The following is a 19,002-nucleotide window of genomic DNA, read 5'->3' on the forward strand; positions in this document are numbered from 1 at the left end:
AGGATTGATGTCGATCACAAAATCGCAGGCTGGCCTCGGTTAGTGTGGGAGCGAGCCTGCTCGCGAAGGGGCCAGTAAAAGCACCGCACATCTGTCATGAATGCCACTTGTCTGCGACATGATGTCGTTTCATATGCCATCCAAAACCCATTGGGTTAGAATGCCCCCCTTTTCTGCCCCCGATCCTTGAGGACCGCCATGTTCAGCCGTGATTTGACTATTGCCAAGTACGACGCCGATCTTTTTGCCGCCATGGAGCAAGAAGCTCAGCGCCAGGAAGAACACATCGAGCTGATCGCTTCGGAAAACTACACCAGCCCTGCGGTGATGGAGGCTCAAGGCTCGGTACTGACCAACAAGTACGCCGAAGGTTATCCGGGCAAGCGCTACTACGGCGGCTGCGAGTTCGTCGACGTGGTTGAACAACTGGCCATCGACCGCGCCAAAGAACTGTTCGGCGCCGATTACGCCAACGTTCAGCCGCACGCCGGTTCCCAAGCCAACGCCGCTGTCTACCTGGCCCTGCTGCAAGGTGGCGACACCATTCTGGGCATGAGCCTGGCCCACGGCGGTCACCTGACCCACGGCGCCAGCGTTTCCTCCTCCGGCAAGCTGTACAACGCGGTGCAGTACGGCATCGACGCCAACGGCCTGATCGACTACGACGAAGTCGAGCGTCTGGCTGTTGAGCACAAGCCGAAAATGATCGTGGCCGGTTTCTCTGCCTACTCGCAGATTCTGGACTTCCCACGCTTTCGCGCGATCGCTGACAAGGTTGGCGCTTACCTGTTCGTCGACATGGCTCACGTGGCCGGTCTTGTCGCCGCGGGCGTCTACCCGAACCCGGTTCCTTTCGCTGACGTGGTGACCACCACCACCCACAAGACCCTGCGCGGTCCACGTGGCGGCCTGATCCTGGCTCGCGCCAACGCCGACATCGAGAAGAAGCTGAACTCCGCCGTATTCCCGGGCGCCCAAGGTGGCCCGCTGGAGCACGTGATTGCCGCTAAAGCGATCTGCTTCAAGGAAGCGCTGCAGCCTGAGTTCAAGACTTACCAGCAGCAAGTGGTGAAAAACGCCAAAGCCATGGCCGGCGTGTTCATCGAGCGCGGTTTCGACGTGGTCTCCGGCGGTACTGAAAACCACCTGTTCCTGCTGTCGCTGATCAAGCAGGACATCTCCGGTAAAGACGCCGACGCCGCGCTGGGCAAAGCGTTCATCACCGTGAACAAGAACTCCGTGCCTAACGATCCACGCTCGCCATTCGTCACCTCCGGCCTGCGCTTCGGTACTCCGGCTGTGACCACTCGCGGCTTCAAGGAAGCAGAGTGCAAAGAACTGGCCGGCTGGATCTGCGACATCCTGGCTGACCTGAACAACGAAGCGGTGATCGACGCCGTTCGTGAGAAAGTCAAAGCCATCTGCAAGAAACTGCCGGTCTACGGCGCTTAATTGCGACGTTAAACCCGCAGTATGAAGAACCGGCCAGTGATGGCCGGTTTTTTTTCGCCTGCAAAAAAGATTCGAGTCGACAACCGCTCAAGATCGGGGGATTGCGCGCAACTGGTCAGACCGGTCATGCCAATTCGTCATTTTTCACTTGCGATCCGTAAAAAACAGCGCCTAGACTGCGCCTGCACTGGACATACCGGTAAGACCACAATAATTAAGTCCTGAATCCGATGTGCCCCGCACACGGCAGCCAGGACACCGACCAGGATTCCTCCCATGCTCAGATGGTGCTCGCGTTCAATCTTCCTTCAAGTGGTTCTCGGACTGGTGCTCGGCATCGTCTGCGGGCTGACCCTTCCCGAATATTCCGCCCAGCTCAAACCCCTCGGCGACGGTTTCATCAAACTGATCAAGATGCTCATCGGCCTGATCGTGTTCTGCGTGGTGGTCAGCGGCATCAGTGGCGCGGGCGACCTGAAGAAGGTCGGGCGCATCGGCCTCAAGTCAGTCATCTATTTTGAAGTCCTCACCACCATCGCCTTGGTGATCGGCCTGGTGTTTGCGTTCAGCACCGGGATCGGCAGCGGCGCCAATATCCATCTGGAGCAACTGTCCGCCGCCGACATGGGCGACATCGCCGAACGCGGCCAGCACATACACACCACTACGCAGTTCCTGATGGATCTGATCCCGACCTCAGTCATCGGTGCCTTTGCCGACAACAACATTCTGCAAGTGCTGTTGTTCTCGGTGCTGTTCGGCAGCGCATTGAATCTGGTCGGCGAAGCCGCCTCGGGGATCTCACGGCTGATCAACGAGCTGAGCCATGTGATCTTTCGGATCATGGGCATGATCGTGCGTCTGGCGCCGATCGGCGTGTTCGGCGCCATCGCGTTTACCACCAGCAAATATGGCCTGGACTCGCTGCAACATCTGGGCAGTCTGGTCGGTTTGTTCTATCTGACGTGCATTGCCTTTGTCGCTTTGATTCTTGGCTTGGTAATGCGCTTGTCCGGACTGCGCCTGTGGCCGCTGCTCAAGTACCTGCGCGAAGAAATGCTGATCGTCATGGGCACCGCTTCGTCCGACGCCGTATTGCCGCAGATCATGCGCAAACTGGAGCACCTGGGCATCGGCAGCTCGACCGTCGGGCTGGTGATTCCGACCGGTTACTCGTTCAACCTCGACGGTTTTTCGATCTACCTGACCCTGGCCATCGTGTTCATCGCCAACGCCACCGGCACACCGCTGGCCATGACCGATCTGCTGACCATTCTGTTGGTATCGCTGATCACCTCCAAAGGTGCCCACGGTATTCCCGGTTCGGCGCTGGTGATCCTCGCCGCGACGCTGACAGCGATCCCCGCCATCCCGGTGGTCGGTCTGGTGTTGGTGTTGGCGGTGGACTGGTTCATGGGCATCGGCCGAGCGCTGACTAACCTGATCGGCAACTGTGTCGCCACCGTGGCCATTGCTCGTTGGGAAAAGGACATCGATGTGCAGCGAGCGAACAAGGTGCTCAGCGGTCAACAGGGCTACACCTTTCAGCCGAGAAAACCGGTCGCTCAAGCAGCCGCCAAAGAATTTTGAATGACCGCCGTGCCTGCTCATCCGCAGACACGGCTCATGGAGCGAATACGTGATCACCACATCAACCGTCGTCAACTCAGTCGTAGAAAAACTTCGGGCCGCGCTGGCCCGTGGTCAGTGGCGCTCCGGCGACATGCTGCCCGGCCAGCGCGAACTGGCCGAACAACTGGGCATCAGCCGCCCGAGCCTGCGCGAAGCAGTGATCGTGCTGGAAACCCTCGGCCTGGTGCGCTCGATGCCGGGCAAAGGCGTGGTGGTGCTCGACGCGCAACTGAGTGACAGCCAAAGCCACGACAGCGCAGTGGCCGGCGCCAGCCTCGAAGACGTGCTGCAACTGCGCTACACCCTGGAGCCGTTCATTGTCGGCCTCGTGGCCCAATCGATCAGCAGCAAGGAAGTCGGCCAGTTGCGCCTGACCCTGATGGACATGCGCGAAGCCCTGGAGGCCGGCGACAGCGAAGCCGGGGTCAGCGCCTACATCGCCTTCCACGAAGAATTGTTCACCCTGACCTCGAACCCGATCTTCCAGAGCGTGGTGCAACAAACCAGCAACGCCCTCAAACAAAGCGCCGACGTGCTGCGCAATTCCCCGGAACATCTGGCCGAACGCCTCGAAGAAAACGAAGCCGTGGTGCGCGCGATACGCGGCAAGAACAGCGCCCAGGCCAGCGCCGAGATGCGTCGACACATCCTGCGCGAAGGCCAGCGGATGGGCATCGAGCTGAACATTCCGGAAGACCACTTGAACACCTGAATTTCTTCACACTGGAGATCGGCCATGAACAGTCTTGCCACGCCGTCGCACACTCGTCAGATGCCGGCTGCCCTGCCCTTCTCGCGCCTGCCGGCGCCGAGCGATGACCTCTATCCACGACTGTTCGATGCGATTCTGGAGCAACGCATCGATCCGGCCAGCCGTTTCACCGAAGACAGCCTCAGGCAGATGTTCGGTGTCAGCCGTGCGGACGTGCGGCGGGTGCTGACGCAGCTATCCCATGAACACATCATTGTGTTGCGCGCCAATCATCGCCCGCGTGTCACCGCGCTGAATGCCGAACAAACGCGGCAAACCCTGCATGCACGGCGCCTGACCGAAAGCACGCTGGTGCGCCTGGCTTGTCAGCGGCCACAGGCCGAAGAATTGAAACGCCTGCGAGCGTTGATCGAACGTGAACGCCAGGCTGTAGAGCAGGATCGGCGGGCGATGGCGATTCGGTTGTCCGGGGAGTTCCACCTGCAACTGGCACACATGGCGGGGAATGCACCGCTGGCGCATTTTCTCGGCAGTCTGGTGCCGCTGACGTCATTGGCGATTGCGCGCGGTGATGGATCGACGCGCCGTTGTTGCGCGTGGCAGGAGCATCTGGCGATTGTTGAAGCAGTGGAAAATGGGGATGCTGCAAAGGCCGCAATGCTGATGAACCAACATCTGGATCATCTGGAAGACACCCTGTTGTATTCCGTCAATGAACAGTGCGCCACCGGATGATCGCCATCGCGGGCCCGCTCCCACAGTGATTGAGGGTGACCACCGATTTTGTGACCAACCCCATAACCTGTGGGAGCGGGCTTGTTCGCGAAGAGGCCCTTAATGCCTGCGCAAACATTTAGCCTTGCGCCGCCACCCTGGCAAACCCCGCCCGAATTTTCTCCTCCGGCAAATCATCGGCAATAAACACGATCACACTGTCCCGCGCCTCACCCTCGGCCCACTCCGTATCCCAGTCGAAACCATAGAGTTTCAGCACGCCCTGAAACACCAGTCGCCGATCTTCCCCGGCAATGTTCAGCACGCCTTTGTAGCGCAGCAATTGCTTGCCGTGCTCCTCCAGCAATTCATTCATGAATTCACTGAGCTGATCTATATCCAGCGGTTGCTCAGTGCGCAGCACCAGACTGGAGATGCGATCGATAGACGGCGCCTGGCTCACCGGCCGCAGACTCAGCCCGCCACCCAGGTCGGCATTGAGGTTGAAGCCGCGCACATCGAGTAACTCGGCCAGATCGATATTGCCGTGTTCGACCACACGAATCGGTGCTCGACGGTTGATCCGCGTCAGCCGTTCGCTCAGCGCCGTGAATGCCGCTTCGTCGACCAGATCGGTCTTGCTCACCAGCAAGCGGTCGGCGAAACCAATCTGCGCCTGGGCGATGGTCTGGGTCAGGTGCTGCTCGGCGTGGGCCGCGTCGACCAGTGTGATGATGCCGTCGAGAATGTAGCGCTCACGCAATTCTTCATCGATGAAGAAGGTTTGCGCGACTGGCGCCGGATCGGCCAGACCGGTGCATTCGATCACCAGGCGGTCGAAGGCGATTTCGCCGCTGTCCAGGCGTTCAAGCAACAGATAAAGCGCTTTGGTCAGATCGGTGTGAATGGTGCAGCAGACGCAGCCATTGGCCAGGGTCATGACTTGCACCGGCTCATCACCCAGCAACTGCGTATCGATTCCGGCGTCGCTGAATTCGTTTTCGATCACGGCGATTTTCAGGCCGTGCTCGGCTTTCAATAGATGGCGCAGCAAGGTGGTCTTGCCGGCACCGAGGAAACCACTGAGTACCGTGACCGGAATGGGAGAGGACAAAACTCGATCTCCTTAAAAGAAACACAAAACAAATGTGGGAGCGGGCTTGCTCGCGAAGGCGGTGCATCAGTCAGAACATTCATCAACTGACACTGCGCTTTCGCGAGCAAGCCCGCTCCCACAGGGGGATTGCAGCAACCTCAGGCTGTCAGCTCAACAGCACTTCGGCCCACCCTTGCCACCGTAACGGGCCTCCTGACGTTCGCGGAAGAACATCTCGTAGCTCATCATCGGTTTGTCCGGGTGCTTGGTTTGCATATGCTCGACGTAGGTGTCGTAGTCGGGCATGCCGACCATCAAGCGCGCAGCCTGACCGAGGTATTTACCGAGGCGACTCAGGTCATTGAACATGGTGCAATCCTCTGGTTACGCGTCCGGCAGAGCCTGGAATGGCGATTCTTTATCCGTACGCTCTTTTTTGCCCCAGGCGGCGATGCCGACTTTGAGCGCATAGAACAGGATGCTGAATACCACGAACAGGAACAGCGCGGTCAGCGTGGCGTTGGTGTAAGCATTGAAGATGACGTGCTGCATCTGATCGATGCTCTTGGCCGGGGCAATAATCTGACCGTTGGCCAACGCATCGCTGTACTTCTTGGCCAGCGACAGGAAACCGATTGCCGGGTTGGCGTCGAACAGTTTGATGAAACCCGCCGTTGTGGTGCAGATCAGCAGCCAGGTGGCTGGCAGCAGAGTGACCCAAATGTAGCGCTGACGCTTCATTTTGATCAGAACCACAGTGCCGAGCATCAGCGCGATACCGGCCAGCATCTGGTTGGAGATACCGAACAGCGGCCACAAGGTGTTGATGCCACCCAGTGGATCGATCACGCCTTGGTACAGCAACCAGCCCCACATCGCCACACAACCGGCGGTGGCAATCAGGTTGGCCGTCCACGACTCGGTACGCTTGAGCGCCGGAACGAAAGAGCCGAGCAGATCCTGGAGCATGAAACGTCCGGCACGGGTACCAGCGTCCACAGCGGTGAGGATAAACAGCGCTTCGAACAGGATCGCAAAGTGATACCAGAACGCCATGGTGTTTTCACCCGGCAGAACACTGTGCAGGATTTGCGCGATACCCACCGCCAGGGTCGGCGCACCGCCAGCACGGGCCAGAATGGTGGTTTCACCAATGTCATGGGCGACGGCTTGCAGCGCCTCAGGCGTGATCGCAAAGCCCCAACTGCTGACCATCTGCGCCACCGAAGCGACATCCCCACCCACCACGGCGGCCGGGCTGTTCATGGCGAAGTACACGCCCGGTTCGATCACCGAAGCCGCAACCATGGCCATGATGGCGACGAACGACTCCATCAACATGCCGCCGTAACCGATGTAACGGGCGTTGGTTTCGTTATCCAGCAGCTTCGGCGTGGTCCCGGAGGAGATCAGCGCGTGGAAACCGGACACCGCACCACAGGCAATAGTGATGAACAGGAACGGGAACAGACCGCCCTTCCACACAGGGCCGGTGCCGTCGACGAACTGGGTCAATGCCGGCATTTTCAGCTCAGGCATGGTCACCAGGATGCCGATCGCCAACGCGATGATCGTACCGATCTTGAGGAAGGTCGACAGATAGTCACGCGGCGCAAGGATCAGCCATACCGGCAGAACCGCCGCCACGAAGCCGTAACCGATCAGCATCCAGGTGATTTGAATACCGGTGAAGCTGAAGGCCTTGGCCCACACCGGATCAGCGGCAATCTGCCCACCCAGCCAGATCGAACCGAGCAGCAGCACCACGCCAATCACCGAGATCTCGCCGATGCGACCCGGACGGATGTAGCGCATGTAGATGCCCATGAACATCGCGATCGGGATGGTCGCCATCACGGTGAAGATGCCCCACGGACTCTCCGCCAGCGCTTTCACCACGATCAGTGCCAGCACCGCGAGGATGATGATCATGATCAGGAAGCAGCCGAACAGTGCGATGGTGCCGGGAATGCGGCCCATTTCTTCACGCACCATGTCGCCCAGGGATCGGCCGTTGCGACGGGTCGACATGAACAGAACCATGAAGTCCTGCACCGCGCCCGCCAGCACCACACCGGCAATCAGCCAAAGCGTGCCAGGCAAATACCCCATCTGCGCTGCCAATACCGGGCCGACCAACGGCCCCGCGCCAGCAATGGCCGCGAAGTGGTGACCGAAGAGAATGTGTTTGTTGGTTGGAACGTAGTCCAGACCGTCGTTGTTGAGCACGGCGGGGGTGGCCCGACGCGCATCGAGTTGCATCACATTGTTAGCGATGAACAGGCTGTAGTAACGATACGCAACCAGATAAATGGCCACGGCTGCGACCACAATCCACAAGGCGTTGATCGCCTCGCCTCGGCGCAATGCCACTACGCCCAGGGCGCACGCTCCTACGATTGCCAGCACTAGCCAGGGTAAGTGGCGTAGCAGGCTATTATTATTTTTCATTTTTTTATTCCAGCCAGGGTGGACAAGAAAGACAGCCACCCCGAGTTTAGCGCTACTGGCGACAAAGGCCATACCCCGACGTTGGTCTAGACGCTTGTCTGCACTGGCACGGTTGAAGAATGCGGGTCTATAGTCAGCGAACATCCGGAGGATTGCGCCATGAGCGAACAACCTGACGAGCGTCGCCGTTTCAAACGCATCGCGTTCGATGCCAAAACCGAGTTGAGCCAGGGCGAGTACATCTGGCCAGTGAAGTTGATCGACCTGTCGCTAAAGGGTCTGTTGATCGGGAAGCCAGAGCCGTGGCTAGGTGATCGGGAGCGGCATTTCCTGGTCGATATCCATCTCAACGATGAGGTAGGCATCAAGATGGATGTGCAATTGACCCACGACGACCATGGCCAACTCGGCTTCGCCTGCAAGCACATCAGCCTGGAGTCCATCGAACGCCTGCGGCGCTTGATTGAGTTCAACCTGGGCGATCCGCAGGAGCTGGAGCGCGAGTTGGGCGCTCTGATCGAAATCTAGAAGCCACTACCAATCCCTGTGGGAGCGGGCTTGCCCGCGAAGAGGCCGTGTCAGTCAACATTGATTTCGACTGACCCACCGCTTTCGCGGGCAAGCCCGCTCCCACCAAGGTTCCGAGTGTTTATTCGAAGAGCGCGTCGAGGGCCTGTTCCAGGCGGGTCACGGCAATGATCTGCAGCCCTGGCGGTGACTCCTTCGGCGCATTGCCCTTGGGCACGATCGCCCGTTTGAAGCCATGCTTGGCCGCTTCCTTCAAACGCTCCTGTCCACTAGGCACCGGACGCACTTCGCCAGACAAGCCCACTTCACCAAACACCAGCAGATCATGGGGCAATGGCCGATTACGCAAGCTCGACATCACCGCTGCCATCAATGCCAGGTCAGACGCCGTCTCCAGCACTTTCACCCCGCCGACCACATTGAGAAACACGTCCTGATCGTGAGTCGGAATGCCGCCGTGCCGATGCAAAACCGCCAGTAACATCGCCAATCGGTTCTGATCGAGCCCCAACGTCACACGTCGCGGGTTGGCCAAGTGGCTGTCATCGACCAACGCCTGCACTTCCACCAGCATCGGCCGGGTGCCTTCCCACGTTGCCATCACCACGCTACCCGGGACTTCTTCCTGAGCACGCGTCAGAAAAATCGCCGAAGGGTTAGAGACTTCTTTCAGGCCCTTGTCGGTCATGCCGAACACGCCCAACTCATTGACCGCGCCGAAGCGGTTCTTCACCGCGCGCAACAACCGCAAGCGTCCGTCGGACTCGCCTTCGAAATACAGCACCGTATCGACCATGTGCTCCAGCACGCGAGGCCCGGCAAGCGCGCCTTCCTTGGTGACATGGCCGACGAGGAAAATCGCCGTGCCGCTTTGCTTGGCGTAACGCACCAGCAGCGCCGCACTCTCACGCACCTGGGAGACACCACCAGGCGCCGACTGCAGTTGTTCGGTGAAGATCGTCTGGATGGAGTCGATCACCATCACCTTGGGTTTTTCCTGACGAGCGGTGGCGATGATGGTTTCGATACAGGTTTCAGTCATCACCCGCAGTTGATCCTGGGGCAAGCCGAGACGGCGGGCGCGCATGGCCACTTGTTGCTGGGACTCTTCGCCGGTGACGTACAGCGCCGGCATGCTCTTGGCAATGTTACACAGGGTCTGCAACAGAATCGTCGATTTGCCGATCCCCGGATCGCCGCCAATCAGCACCACCGAACCATCCACCAGACCGCCGCCGAGCACGCGATCGAGTTCGCCCGACGCGGTGGAAAACCGCGGAATCTCTTCAATGCTGACTTCGGCCAGCGTCTTGATCTGCGCCTGCTGCCCGGCCCAACCGGTGCGACCGGTGGGCGCCGTGGCCCCGCCGCTTTCGATCATGGTTTCAGTCAGGGTGTTCCAGGCACCACATTCACCGCACTGGCCGGCCCACTTGGGAAAAGTTGCGCCGCACTCAGTGCAGCCGTACATGCGCTTGGCCTTGGCCATCTGAACCCCCGGGGCAAAACCGCGATGATAACGCAGCCATCACCGATCAGCGCGGCGCGGCGGTGCGGATTTCTCCGCTGGCCAGACGCGTGGGGCTGTTGCCCAGTGGATCTTCGGCATTCAGGTCGGCACCTTTGGCCTTGAGTGCGTCGAGCAACTCAAGGCGTTTGAACAATCCGGCGTACATGGCTGCCGTCTGTCCGGCGCCGTTACGTTGGTCGGGGCTGCAGTCGGTCGCCATCAGGCGGCGGGCAATCTGCAATTCGCCCTTGAAAACCGCCCCCATCAACGCTGTGTTGCCGCGTTGATCCTGAGCACAGGCATCGGCCCCGGCGGCGAGTAACCTTTCAACCGCCGGCGCCTGACCGTGATACGCCGCCAGAATCAGCGCGGTGTAACCCTTGCTGTCGCGGGTATCGAGGGAGTAACCGGACTCAATGAAGGTTTCCAGCATTGGCACGTCACCACGCCGGGCCGCGTCGAAATAGTAGTCCTGAAGCTGAGCCTTGATCGCGTCGGGGCTCTGCTCAGGGGAGGCCGCCCATGCGGCGAACGACAGACAACCCGATAGCCACAAAAGACAGATACGCATAAGCACTCTCCTTGAGCGAAACGGGGCCCGGATTCAGACCCCGCGTCGCATCAACGCTGAATCAGTCGACCAGTTTGGCCGCCAGCGCCTTGACTCGGCTCAGGTCGCCCATAGCCACTTTAGTCACGCCGGTGCCGTATTCGGGATCAGCCTTATAAAGGAAGGACAGGATGATGTGCTTGCTCTCGTCATCAGTGGTGGCCAGCGAGCCGCCAAAGCTGTCGATCAGATCACGACGTTCCTTTTTGCTGAACGAGCGATACAGATCGCCGGCCTGCTTGAAGTTCTGCTCACGCTGAATTTTCGCCTGCTGGGTGCTGCCCGATAGCGCCGATGGGCTGTAACGCGCGCTTTGCGTCTCTTCGCGCGGTTGCAAACGGCTCGGCTGATAGTTCACGCCGGAGTGGCTGGCACCCACATTCATCGCACCATCCTGATTGCCATTATTCACCGCAACTTTTGGCGCGTTGATCGGTAATTGCAAGGCATTGGCACCCAGGCGATACATTTGCGTGTCGGCATAAGAGAACACTCGGCCTTGCAACAAACGATCTTCCGACGGCTCGATACCCGGCACAACATTGGCCGGTGCCATGGCAACTTGTTCGGTTTCCTGGAACACATTTGCCGGATTACGGTTCAATACCATTTGTCCAACTTTGCGTTCTGGAATACCCGGCCAGATCTTGGTTGCATCCAGCGGATCGAAATCAAACCTGGACAAATCTTGCGGTTTCAGAACCTGAATGTACAAGTCCCACTTCGGAAAATTGCCTTTATTGATGTTTGTCACCAAGTCATTGGTCATATGACTGTAGTCCTGACCTTGAACTTTCGTCACCTCTTTAGGTGCCAGATTCTTTATGCCTTGCAAACTCTTCCAGTGAAACTTTACGTAATGCACTTCACCTTTTGAATTGATCAACCGATAAGCATGTACGCCGTTGCCGTCCATTTCCCGATAACTGGCTGGTGTGCCTGAGTTGGAATACAACTCGGTCAGCGTGCGCGTGGCTTCCGGTACATGGGAGAAGAAGTCGAACCGGCGAGAGTCGTCATCAAGGTTGGTACGCGGATCAGGTTTGAAGGCGTGCACCATGTCCGGGAACTTGATCGCATCGCGAATGAAGAAGGTCGGGAAGTTGTTGCCCACCAGATCCCAGTTGCCATCGGCGGTGTAGAACTTGGTGGCAAAACCGCGCGGGTCGCGCAGGGTTTCCGGTGAGTGATTACCGTGCACCACGGCGGAAAAACGCACGAAAACCGGCGTGCTCTGGCCGGCGGCAAAGACCTTGGCCTTGCTCAGGTCACTGAGGTCATTGGTGACCGTGAAAGTGCCGTGGGCGCCAGCGCCGCGTGCATGTACCACACGCTCGGGAATGCGCTCGCGGTCGAAACGCTGCAGCTTCTGGATCAGTTGCACATCCTGCAGCAGCACCGGGCCATTGGCACCGGCAGTCTGCGAGTTCTGATTGTCACCCACTGCTGCGCCGTTGTCCCGGGTCAGGGGGGCGGCATGCACGGAGAAGGTCAGGAGGCTGGCGGTGAGTACACCAAGGGTGCGGCGATGGGGAAAAGCCCCTAAGCCAAGCGTGGAAGTCATATCAGGTTCCTCTGGTTTTTTTGGGCGCATCCAGGTGCGCCAAACAGAGGCTAGAGGGCAAAACCGGCGAACATAAATAGAAAGTTCGTAACTCGATGATTGATAAATTTAGCTTCCTGTTCAGTGCGTTACAGCGTATTTCGCGCGCGATTAGTGGCACTTTGCAAACTAATCGTCGATTGATGTGTCGATAAAAACGGGCATTGTAAGAAGGTGTTTCGCGCAGGACGCGTTTTGCTGATTTACACTGCGTACACCAAACTCATCTGTAACAAGGAAATAACCTATGGGCGTGCTAAGCGAGTTCAAGGCCTTCGCGGTCAAAGGCAATGTGGTCGACATGGCCGTCGGTATCATCATCGGTGCCGCCTTCGGCAAAATCGTTTCGTCGTTTGTCGGTGACGTGATCATGCCGCCGATCGGCCTGCTGATCGGTGGTGTCGACTTCAGTGACCTGACCATTACGCTGAAAGCCGCCGAGGGCAGCGCCCCTGCGGTAGTGATGGCTTACGGCAAATTCATTCAGACCGTGCTCGACTTCATAATCGTCGCCTTCGCAATCTTCATGGGCGTCAAAGCCATCAACCGCCTCAAACGCGAAGAAGCCGTTGCCCCTAGCCTGCCACCGGTGCCTAGCAAAGAAGAGGAATTGCTGGGCGAGATCCGCGATCTGCTCAAGGCCCAGAACAATCAGCCCTGAACTTTGCACGCGATAAACAACGGCGCCTTCGGGCGCCGTTTGTTTACCAGTAGTTTTCCACGGCCACTTGGCCGGGGCGGCGAGTGAGGCTTAAGCTCATGCCCCGTTTTTTCAACAGTGCACGAGTGTCGTCGATCATCTGCGGATTGCCACACAACATGACCCGCGAGTGCTCGGCAGACAACTCCACACCGGCGACACGCTCAAGCTCTCCGTTCTCGATCAGCGCAGTGATGCGACCGTTCAGCGCACCGGGATGCGCTTGTCGCGTGACTGTCGGGATGAATTGCAACTTGTGTGCGTGCTCGCTCAGGTAATCACGTTGCGCCAGCCCGGCAATAAGCTCCTGATACGCTAACTCCCGCGCTTCGCGCACGCTGTACACCAGAATGATCCGCTCGAATTTTTCCCATACCTCGAAATCCTGCAGAATCGACAGAAAAGGCGCCACCCCCGTGCCTGTGGATAACAACCAGAGGTCCCGACCGTCAACGAAGCGATCAAGGGTCAGATAGCCGAACGCCTGCCGTTCCACCAGCAAGCTATCGCCGATCTGCAGCCGACTTAATTCACTGGTGAACTCACCGCCCGGAACTACGATGGAAAAGAACTCAAGAAACTCGTCGAAGGGTGACGACACCATCGAATAAGCGCGCCACACGGTGCTGCCATCGGCCCTGGTTACGCCAAGCCTGGCAAACTGCCCCGCACGGAAGCGAAAACCTGCGTCACGACGGGTGCGTAAGGTGAATAGACTTGGGGTCAACGGCTGTACGTCGATCAATGTCTGAGCCGTGTACTTCTCTGCACTGGCGGTCATGGGGCGCTCCGATAAACGATTGCCACCAGTGTCCCGCAATTCCCCCCGACTAAACACCGATGATTGGTAGTGGCATTCAGAAAAACCATCCATTTGTTAAAATTCAGGATGATGACTTAAATTAAAGTATTTTTTAATTGCTAAGAACATTTACTGAACACACTGACATCTTCAAGAGCGAAATAATTTAAAACCACACGCAGGAAATATCCTACACTTCGACCCGTGCCGGGTTTTTGGATCCATTCGGCGCCCCCTATGCAACACCAACGGAGAGCATGTAATGGAAACGTGGAAGGAGTCGCAGTTAAGGCAACTGACTTTCGCTAAAGGGATAGATGCCGCTTATCCGATTTTGCTCAGATTCGCCGAAAATCTCGGTTTCAATTTTTGTGCAATTTCGGTCACGTCCCCCCATCGGGAAGTGCATCTTGATGCGTTTCAAATCAACAACTACCCCAAAGAATGGAATCAGCAATATGAACAACAAAAATTCAGCGTAGTTGACCCAGTAGTAGCGCATTGCAATCAGTCACTCATGCCGATTGTATGGAATGAAACAGTCTTTGCAGATACGCCGCGACTATGGGAAGCGCTAAAGGCGCACAAACTGCAATATGGCTGGTCCCAGGCCTTCCATCATAACGATACGGGTTTGTGCAGCATTATCAGCCTTGCACGTAAGCACTGCCCGATCAGTCCGCTCGAGTTGTACGAGCACTTTGGTTATATCTTCTACGCCGCGAGTCACTTGAGCGAACTGTTCGCCCGCACCCTGCCCGTGAATCCGGCCAAATCCGAAAAACCGCACCTTTCACCACGAGAACTGGAGGTTCTGCAATTGTCCGCCGGTGGAAAAACGGCTTATGAGATCTCGAAAATCCTCAGCTTGAGCGAACGCACCGTGAACTATCACGTGCAAAACGTGATCGAGAAACTCAACGTCTGCAACAAGATTTCCGCCGTCATCGCGGCCGCCAGGGCCGGAATCATCTAAAGCGTTGCCATGCATCCGGATTAAAACTTACGGGTATTTACGGAGAAAAAAACGTACCATTTGTGGCCTTTCTGAGTGATGACGTGAAGCTTTGTTGCGTTGTAGTTCACTTGATCGGTTCCGCCGCATGACACCAGGGCTGCGGGATACCCGTTGATCACCCTGAGTCCCCGCCCCATGCCTTTGCTCGATACGCCCTTCGCCCAACTCGACCTGATCCGCCAGCCCGAACAGCAGAACGAACCACTGCAGGCTTTCGATGCGGCCGACGAATACTTGCTCAACCATCTGGCCGCACAGCAACCGACGGCCGACACCCGAGTCTTGGTGCTCAACGACAGCTTCGGCGCACTGGCCGCCAGCCTGCTGGGCAAGGTGCAAGTGACCAGCAGCGGTGATTCGTTTCTGGGTTTTCAAGGTCTGGAAAAAAACCTGCTGCGCAACGGCCAAGCGTTCGATGCGATCTGCAGTATTCCGGCCAGCGAGCCTGTGGTCGGGCCCTTCGACCGCGTGCTGATCCGCGTACCTAAAACCCTCGCCTTGCTCGAAGAACAACTCATTCGCCTGCAAGAGCAACTGGCACCCGGCGCTGAAGTGATCGCCGCGGCGATGGTCAAACATCTGCCACGCGCTGCCGGTGATCTGCTGGAACGTTACATCGGCCCGGTGCAAGCTTCACTGGCAGTGAAAAAAGCCCGATTGCTCATCGCCACACCAGAAGCAAAGACACCGGCGGTGTCGCCCTACCCATCGCGTTATCGTCTCGACACACCGTCTATCGAATTGCTCAACCACGCCAACGTGTTTTGTCGTGAAGGCCTGGACATCGGCACCCGCGCCTTTTTGCCGCATTTGCCCAAGAGTCTGGGTAGCGCACGGGTTGCCGATCTCGGCTGCGGCAACGGTGTTTTGGCGATAGCCAGTGCTTTGCAAAACCCCGATGCGCAGTACACGCTGGTCGACGAGTCGTTCATGGCGGTGCAATCGGCCACCGAGAACTGGCGCGCCGCGTTGGGTGATCGCGACGTGATCGTGCGGGCCGGCGATGGCCTGGCCGGGCAGGAAGCACAATCGCTGGATGTGATCCTGTGCAATCCGCCGTTCCATCAGCAGCAAGTGGTGGGCGACTTCCTTGCCTGGCGCATGTTTCAGCAGGCTCGCGAAGCGCTGGTGGTCGGTGGTGCGCTGTACATCGTCGGCAACCGTCACTTGGGTTACCACAGCAAACTGGCGCGACTTTTCCGGGGTGTCGAGCAGGTGGCGGCAACGCCGAAGTTCGTGATCCTCAAGGCCCGCAAGTAATTCGCAAGACAAAAAAAACCCTCCGTCAGGAGGGTTGCAAATCCGTACCCGAAGGCGCCGGGACGAAGTGATTCAGTGAGTGGTCAGGCCTGCGGCGTTCATGAACATGCGCATCAGGCTGGCAACGATAAACAGCGCACCGACACTGCCCACCCAGATCATGGCCAACCAGCCGAGCCGCTGCCATAGCGGTTTTTTTTCGGCCTCTTCAATGTCGTGCAGGGAATGTTTGCCGGGCATTGCTTCATCCTCCGATTGAGGGAGATGGCGCCGCTAGCGACGCCTTCGTGGTCACGACTAGTGATAGCCGTCCTCATGAGTCACCTTGCCGCGGAACACGTAGTAGCTCCAGAAGGTGTAACCCAGGATGAACGGGATGATGAACAACGTACCCACCAGCATGAAACCCTGACTTTGCGGCGGTGCGGCGGCGTCCCAGATCGAGATCGACGGCGGCACGATGTTCGGCCACAGGCTGATGCCCAGTCCGCTGTAGCCGAGGAAGATCAGCACCAGGGTCAGCAGGAACGGCATGTAATTGGCATTGCGTGCCACGGCGCGGATCAAGCCATACATCGTCACCAACACCAGAATCGGCACCGGCATGAACCAGAACAGGTTCGGCATGCTGAACCAGCGTGTTGCGATTTCCGGGTGGGCCAGCGGCGTCCAGATACTGACGATACCGATCACGGCCAACAGCACGAAGGCCAGCGGCCGCGCCAGGTTGTGCATCTGCTCTTGCAGCTTGCCTTCGGTCTTCATGATCAGCCAGGTGCAGCCGAGCAAGGCATAAGCAACCACCAACGCGGCACCGCAGAACAGCGTGAACGGCGTCAGCCAATCCAGTGAGCCACCGGCGAACTGCCGATTGACCACGGGCAGACCATCGATGAACGCACCGAGCGCCACGCCCTGGAAGAACGTCGCCGCCACCGAACCACCGATGAACGCCTTGTCCCAGAGATGACGTTTATCGTCCTTGGCCTTGAAGCGAAACTCGAACGCGACGCCACGGAAGATCAGACCGATCAGCATGAAAATCAGCGGCAGGTACAACGCCGACAGCACCACCGAATAGGCCAGCGGGAACGCGCCGAACAACGCCGCACCGCCCAGCACCAGCCAGGTTTCGTTACCGTCCCACACCGGGGCGACGGTGTTCATCATTACGTCACGGTCGGTCTTGCCCGGGATGAACGGGAAGAGAATCCCGATCCCCAGGTCGAAGCCGTCCATGACCACGTACATCATGATGCCGAAGATGATGATCACGGCCCAGATCAGCGGAAGATCAATACCCATGATTCAAATCTCCTTGGTCAGGGTGGGGCTGTGGTCAGCCTCGGCGCCATCGTCGTCAGCAGCCGACAGCGGCCTGGCCGGCGTACGTTTCTGGCCAGGACCACCGTCGTTGGTTTCCTTGCCTTCGTCGGTTATCGGCCCCTTGCGCACCAGACGCATCATGTAGCCCAGACCTGTACCGAACAGCGCGAAATACACCACCACAAACATGATCAGCGTGATGCTCATCTGCATGAAGCTGTGGTTGGAGGACGCATCCGTCGTGCGCATCAACCCGTAAACCACCCACGGTTGACGACCGATTTCCGTAGTGAACCAGCCTGCGAGGATTGCGATCAGGCCGGATGGTCCCATCCACAACGCCAGGTACAGGAACGGCCGCGAGGTATACAGCGTGTCGCGTTTGCGCAGCCACAGACTCCACAAACCGGTGAAGATCATCAGGAAGCCGAGGCCGACCATGACCCGGAACGACCAGAAGACAATGGTCGAGTTAGGCCGGTCTTCTGGCCGAAACTCCTTGAGCGCCGGCACCTGTTTGTCCAGCGAGTGGGTCAGGATCAGGCTGCCGAGGTACGGGATCTCAACGGCGAATTTGGTTTTCTCTTCTTTCATGTCGGGCCAGCCGAACAGAATCAGCGGCGTGGCTTCGTCACCCTTGTTTTCCCAATGACCTTCGATCGCAGCGATTTTCGCCGGCTGATGTTCCAGCGTGTTGAGGCCATGGAAGTCACCGATGACCGCTTGAATCGGCGCGACGATCAACGCCATCCACATCGCCATCGACAGCATGGTGCGGATGGCCGGGTTGTCTTTGCCGCGCAGCAAGTGCCAGGCCGCCGAGGAGCCGACGAAGAAAGCGGTTGCAACGAACGCCGCCGTGGCCATGTGCAATAGGCGATACGGGAACGAGGGGTTGAAGACAATCGCAAACCAGTCGGTCGGGATCACCTGACCGTTGACGATTTCAAAGCCCTGCGGGGTTTGCATCCAGCTATTGGAAGCGAGAATCCAGAAAGTTGAAATCAGCGTGCCGATGGCCACCATCACCGTGGAGAAGAAGTGCAGGCCACGTCCGACCTTGTTCCAGCCGAACAGCATCACCCCGAGGAAACCGGCCTCAAGGAAGAACGCCGTGAGCACCTCGTACGTCAGCAACGGCCCGGTGACAGCGCCAGCGAAATCAGAGAAGCGACTCCAGTTGGTACCGAATTGATAAGCCATGACCAACCCGGAGACCACACCCATGCCGAAGTTGACGGCAAATATCTTCGACCAGAAATGGTAAAGGTCACGGTAGGTGTCGTTATGGGTTTTGAGCCACAGGCCTTCGAGCACCGCCAGGTAACTCGCCAGCCCAATGGTGATGGCCGGGAACAGGATGTGGAACGAGACGGTGAACGCGAACTGAATTCGGGCGAGATCGAGTGCCTCTAAACCGAACATAAGTCTTCCTCTGTCAGGTAATACCGGCTGTGGGGCTTGTGGCCCCAACGCCTACTGCCCCCACGGATATGGAGTGCGGCGAATTCTGATTCGTTCTTTTTTAACAACCATCGCAACGCAGGGAGTCTGGCCAACGGGCCACCGGATCAATTCCGTTCAAGGT

The 19,002-nt window shown here is 58.2% G+C and carries 18 protein-coding genes; 8 read left to right on the forward strand and 10 right to left on the reverse strand.

Annotation, left to right across the window (positions count from 1 at the left end; all coding sequences use genetic code 11):
* The first annotated feature begins 198 nt into the window (after window positions 1-198).
* The 4 genes from glyA to K5E40_RS06190 all read left to right on the forward strand — a co-directional run bounded on the left by glyA (window position 199) and on the right by K5E40_RS06190 (window position 4,531).
* Entirely contained in the window at window positions 199-1,452 is a 1,254-nt protein-coding gene (gene glyA / locus K5E40_RS06175; RefSeq protein ID WP_221730117.1) for a serine hydroxymethyltransferase, read from the forward strand.
* Window positions 1,453-1,728: 276 nt separating this feature from the next.
* Entirely contained in the window at window positions 1,729-3,042 is a 1,314-nt protein-coding gene (locus K5E40_RS06180; RefSeq protein WP_221730118.1) for a C4-dicarboxylate transporter DctA, read from the forward strand.
* 49 nt (window positions 3,043-3,091) lie between these two features.
* Complete coding sequence (locus K5E40_RS06185; protein WP_221730119.1) at window positions 3,092-3,796, forward strand: FadR/GntR family transcriptional regulator; 705 nt, start codon at window positions 3,092-3,094, stop codon at window positions 3,794-3,796.
* Between the two features lie 24 nt (window positions 3,797-3,820).
* The gene (locus tag K5E40_RS06190; protein ID WP_221730120.1) at window positions 3,821-4,531 is read left to right on the forward strand and encodes a GntR family transcriptional regulator; all 711 of its coding nucleotides are present in this window, start codon (window positions 3,821-3,823) and stop codon (window positions 4,529-4,531) included.
* Between the two features lie 118 nt (window positions 4,532-4,649).
* Here K5E40_RS06190 and yjiA read toward each other — a convergent pair whose 3' ends face one another.
* From yjiA to K5E40_RS06205, 3 genes are all read right to left on the reverse strand, one after another.
* Entirely contained in the window at window positions 4,650-5,624 is a 975-nt protein-coding gene (gene yjiA, locus K5E40_RS06195) for a GTPase (protein ID WP_221730121.1), read from the reverse strand.
* Window positions 5,625-5,777: 153 nt separating this feature from the next.
* Window positions 5,778-5,975, reverse strand: coding sequence for a YbdD/YjiX family protein (locus K5E40_RS06200; protein ID WP_201228575.1), 198 nt, complete (start codon window positions 5,973-5,975; stop codon window positions 5,778-5,780).
* A 15-nt stretch (window positions 5,976-5,990) separates the two neighbouring features.
* Complete coding sequence (locus K5E40_RS06205) at window positions 5,991-8,057, reverse strand: carbon starvation CstA family protein (RefSeq protein ID WP_221730122.1); 2,067 nt, start codon at window positions 8,055-8,057, stop codon at window positions 5,991-5,993.
* A 159-nt stretch (window positions 8,058-8,216) separates the two neighbouring features.
* Between K5E40_RS06205 and K5E40_RS06210 the strand changes: the two genes are divergently transcribed.
* Window positions 8,217-8,585, forward strand: a complete 369-nt coding sequence (locus K5E40_RS06210; protein ID WP_221730123.1) for a PilZ domain-containing protein — start codon at window positions 8,217-8,219, stop codon at window positions 8,583-8,585.
* A 121-nt stretch (window positions 8,586-8,706) separates the two neighbouring features.
* Here the strand turns inward: K5E40_RS06210 and radA are convergent, their stop codons facing one another.
* From radA to katB, 3 genes are all read right to left on the reverse strand, one after another.
* Entirely contained in the window at window positions 8,707-10,074 is a 1,368-nt protein-coding gene (radA, locus tag K5E40_RS06215) for a DNA repair protein RadA (protein WP_221730124.1), read from the reverse strand.
* Between the two features lie 46 nt (window positions 10,075-10,120).
* The gene (locus tag K5E40_RS06220; protein WP_221730125.1) at window positions 10,121-10,666 is read right to left on the reverse strand and encodes an ankyrin repeat domain-containing protein; all 546 of its coding nucleotides are present in this window, start codon (window positions 10,664-10,666) and stop codon (window positions 10,121-10,123) included.
* 61 nt (window positions 10,667-10,727) lie between these two features.
* Window positions 10,728-12,269 carry a catalase KatB gene (katB, locus tag K5E40_RS06225; protein WP_221730126.1) on the reverse strand — a complete coding sequence of 514 codons (1,542 nt, stop codon included), beginning with the start codon at window positions 12,267-12,269 and terminating at the stop codon, window positions 10,728-10,730.
* Window positions 12,270-12,555: 286 nt separating this feature from the next.
* Here katB and mscL point away from each other — a divergent pair, with 286 nt between their 5' ends.
* On the forward strand, window positions 12,556-12,969 hold the full coding sequence (gene mscL, locus K5E40_RS06230; protein WP_221730127.1) for a large-conductance mechanosensitive channel protein MscL: 414 nt from the start codon (window positions 12,556-12,558) through the stop codon (window positions 12,967-12,969).
* 43 nt (window positions 12,970-13,012) lie between these two features.
* Here mscL and K5E40_RS06235 read toward each other — a convergent pair whose 3' ends face one another.
* A complete protein-coding gene (locus tag K5E40_RS06235) occupies window positions 13,013-13,789 on the reverse strand; it encodes a ferredoxin--NADP reductase (protein ID WP_221730128.1) in 777 nt (258 codons plus the stop codon).
* Window positions 13,790-14,072: 283 nt separating this feature from the next.
* Here K5E40_RS06235 and K5E40_RS06240 point away from each other — a divergent pair, with 283 nt between their 5' ends.
* Together K5E40_RS06240 and K5E40_RS06245 are read left to right on the forward strand one after the other, a co-directional pair.
* Entirely contained in the window at window positions 14,073-14,786 is a 714-nt protein-coding gene (locus tag K5E40_RS06240) for an autoinducer binding domain-containing protein (protein ID WP_221730129.1), read from the forward strand.
* Between the two features lie 177 nt (window positions 14,787-14,963).
* On the forward strand, window positions 14,964-16,088 hold the full coding sequence (locus tag K5E40_RS06245) for a class I SAM-dependent methyltransferase (RefSeq protein WP_221730130.1): 1,125 nt from the start codon (window positions 14,964-14,966) through the stop codon (window positions 16,086-16,088).
* Between the two features lie 72 nt (window positions 16,089-16,160).
* Here the strand turns inward: K5E40_RS06245 and K5E40_RS06250 are convergent, their stop codons facing one another.
* Genes K5E40_RS06250 through K5E40_RS06260 form a run of 3 tightly spaced genes read right to left on the reverse strand, consistent with a single transcriptional unit; the run spans window position 16,161 to window position 18,839 of the window.
* Window positions 16,161-16,328, reverse strand: a complete 168-nt coding sequence (locus tag K5E40_RS06250) for a DUF2474 domain-containing protein (RefSeq protein ID WP_221730131.1) — start codon at window positions 16,326-16,328, stop codon at window positions 16,161-16,163.
* A gap of 57 nt (window positions 16,329-16,385) precedes the next feature.
* A complete protein-coding gene (gene cydB, locus K5E40_RS06255) occupies window positions 16,386-17,393 on the reverse strand; it encodes a cytochrome d ubiquinol oxidase subunit II (protein WP_221730132.1) in 1,008 nt (335 codons plus the stop codon).
* A 3-nt stretch (window positions 17,394-17,396) separates the two neighbouring features.
* Window positions 17,397-18,839: a cytochrome ubiquinol oxidase subunit I gene (locus K5E40_RS06260; protein ID WP_221730133.1), complete on the reverse strand. Its 1,443-nt coding sequence runs from the start codon at window positions 18,837-18,839 to the stop codon at window positions 17,397-17,399.
* Window positions 18,840-19,002: the final 163 nt, after the last annotated feature.

It is taken from the genome of Pseudomonas baetica (assembly GCF_019733355.1).
Taxonomy (GTDB): domain Bacteria; phylum Pseudomonadota; class Gammaproteobacteria; order Pseudomonadales; family Pseudomonadaceae; genus Aquipseudomonas; species Aquipseudomonas baetica_A.

Excerpts from the sequence above, each read along its gene's own strand:
- K5E40_RS06235 (WP_221730128.1), bottom strand. The coding sequence starts at position 13,789 with ATGACCGCCAGTGCAGAGAAGTACACGGCTCAGACATTGATCGACGTA.
- K5E40_RS06200 (WP_201228575.1), bottom strand. The coding sequence starts at position 5,975 with ATGTTCAATGACCTGAGTCGCCTCGGTAAATACCTCGGTCAGGCTGCG.
- K5E40_RS06260 (WP_221730133.1), bottom strand. The coding sequence starts at position 18,839 with ATGTTCGGTTTAGAGGCACTCGATCTCGCCCGAATTCAGTTCGCGTTC.
- K5E40_RS06250 (WP_221730131.1), bottom strand. The coding sequence starts at position 16,328 with ATGCCCGGCAAACATTCCCTGCACGACATTGAAGAGGCCGAAAAAAAA.
- katB (WP_221730126.1), bottom strand. The coding sequence starts at position 12,269 with ATGACTTCCACGCTTGGCTTAGGGGCTTTTCCCCATCGCCGCACCCTT.
- K5E40_RS06245 (WP_221730130.1), top strand. The coding sequence starts at position 14,964 with ATGCCTTTGCTCGATACGCCCTTCGCCCAACTCGACCTGATCCGCCAG.
- K5E40_RS06190 (WP_221730120.1), top strand. The coding sequence starts at position 3,821 with ATGAACAGTCTTGCCACGCCGTCGCACACTCGTCAGATGCCGGCTGCC.
- K5E40_RS06210 (WP_221730123.1), top strand. The coding sequence starts at position 8,217 with ATGAGCGAACAACCTGACGAGCGTCGCCGTTTCAAACGCATCGCGTTC.
- K5E40_RS06205 (WP_221730122.1), bottom strand. The coding sequence starts at position 8,057 with ATGAAAAATAATAATAGCCTGCTACGCCACTTACCCTGGCTAGTGCTG.
- mscL (WP_221730127.1), top strand. The coding sequence starts at position 12,556 with ATGGGCGTGCTAAGCGAGTTCAAGGCCTTCGCGGTCAAAGGCAATGTG.
- K5E40_RS06180 (WP_221730118.1), top strand. The coding sequence starts at position 1,729 with ATGCTCAGATGGTGCTCGCGTTCAATCTTCCTTCAAGTGGTTCTCGGA.
- cydB (WP_221730132.1), bottom strand. The coding sequence starts at position 17,393 with ATGGGTATTGATCTTCCGCTGATCTGGGCCGTGATCATCATCTTCGGC.
- glyA (WP_221730117.1), top strand. The coding sequence starts at position 199 with ATGTTCAGCCGTGATTTGACTATTGCCAAGTACGACGCCGATCTTTTT.
- K5E40_RS06220 (WP_221730125.1), bottom strand. The coding sequence starts at position 10,666 with ATGCGTATCTGTCTTTTGTGGCTATCGGGTTGTCTGTCGTTCGCCGCA.
- K5E40_RS06240 (WP_221730129.1), top strand. The coding sequence starts at position 14,073 with ATGGAAACGTGGAAGGAGTCGCAGTTAAGGCAACTGACTTTCGCTAAA.
- radA (WP_221730124.1), bottom strand. The coding sequence starts at position 10,074 with ATGGCCAAGGCCAAGCGCATGTACGGCTGCACTGAGTGCGGCGCAACT.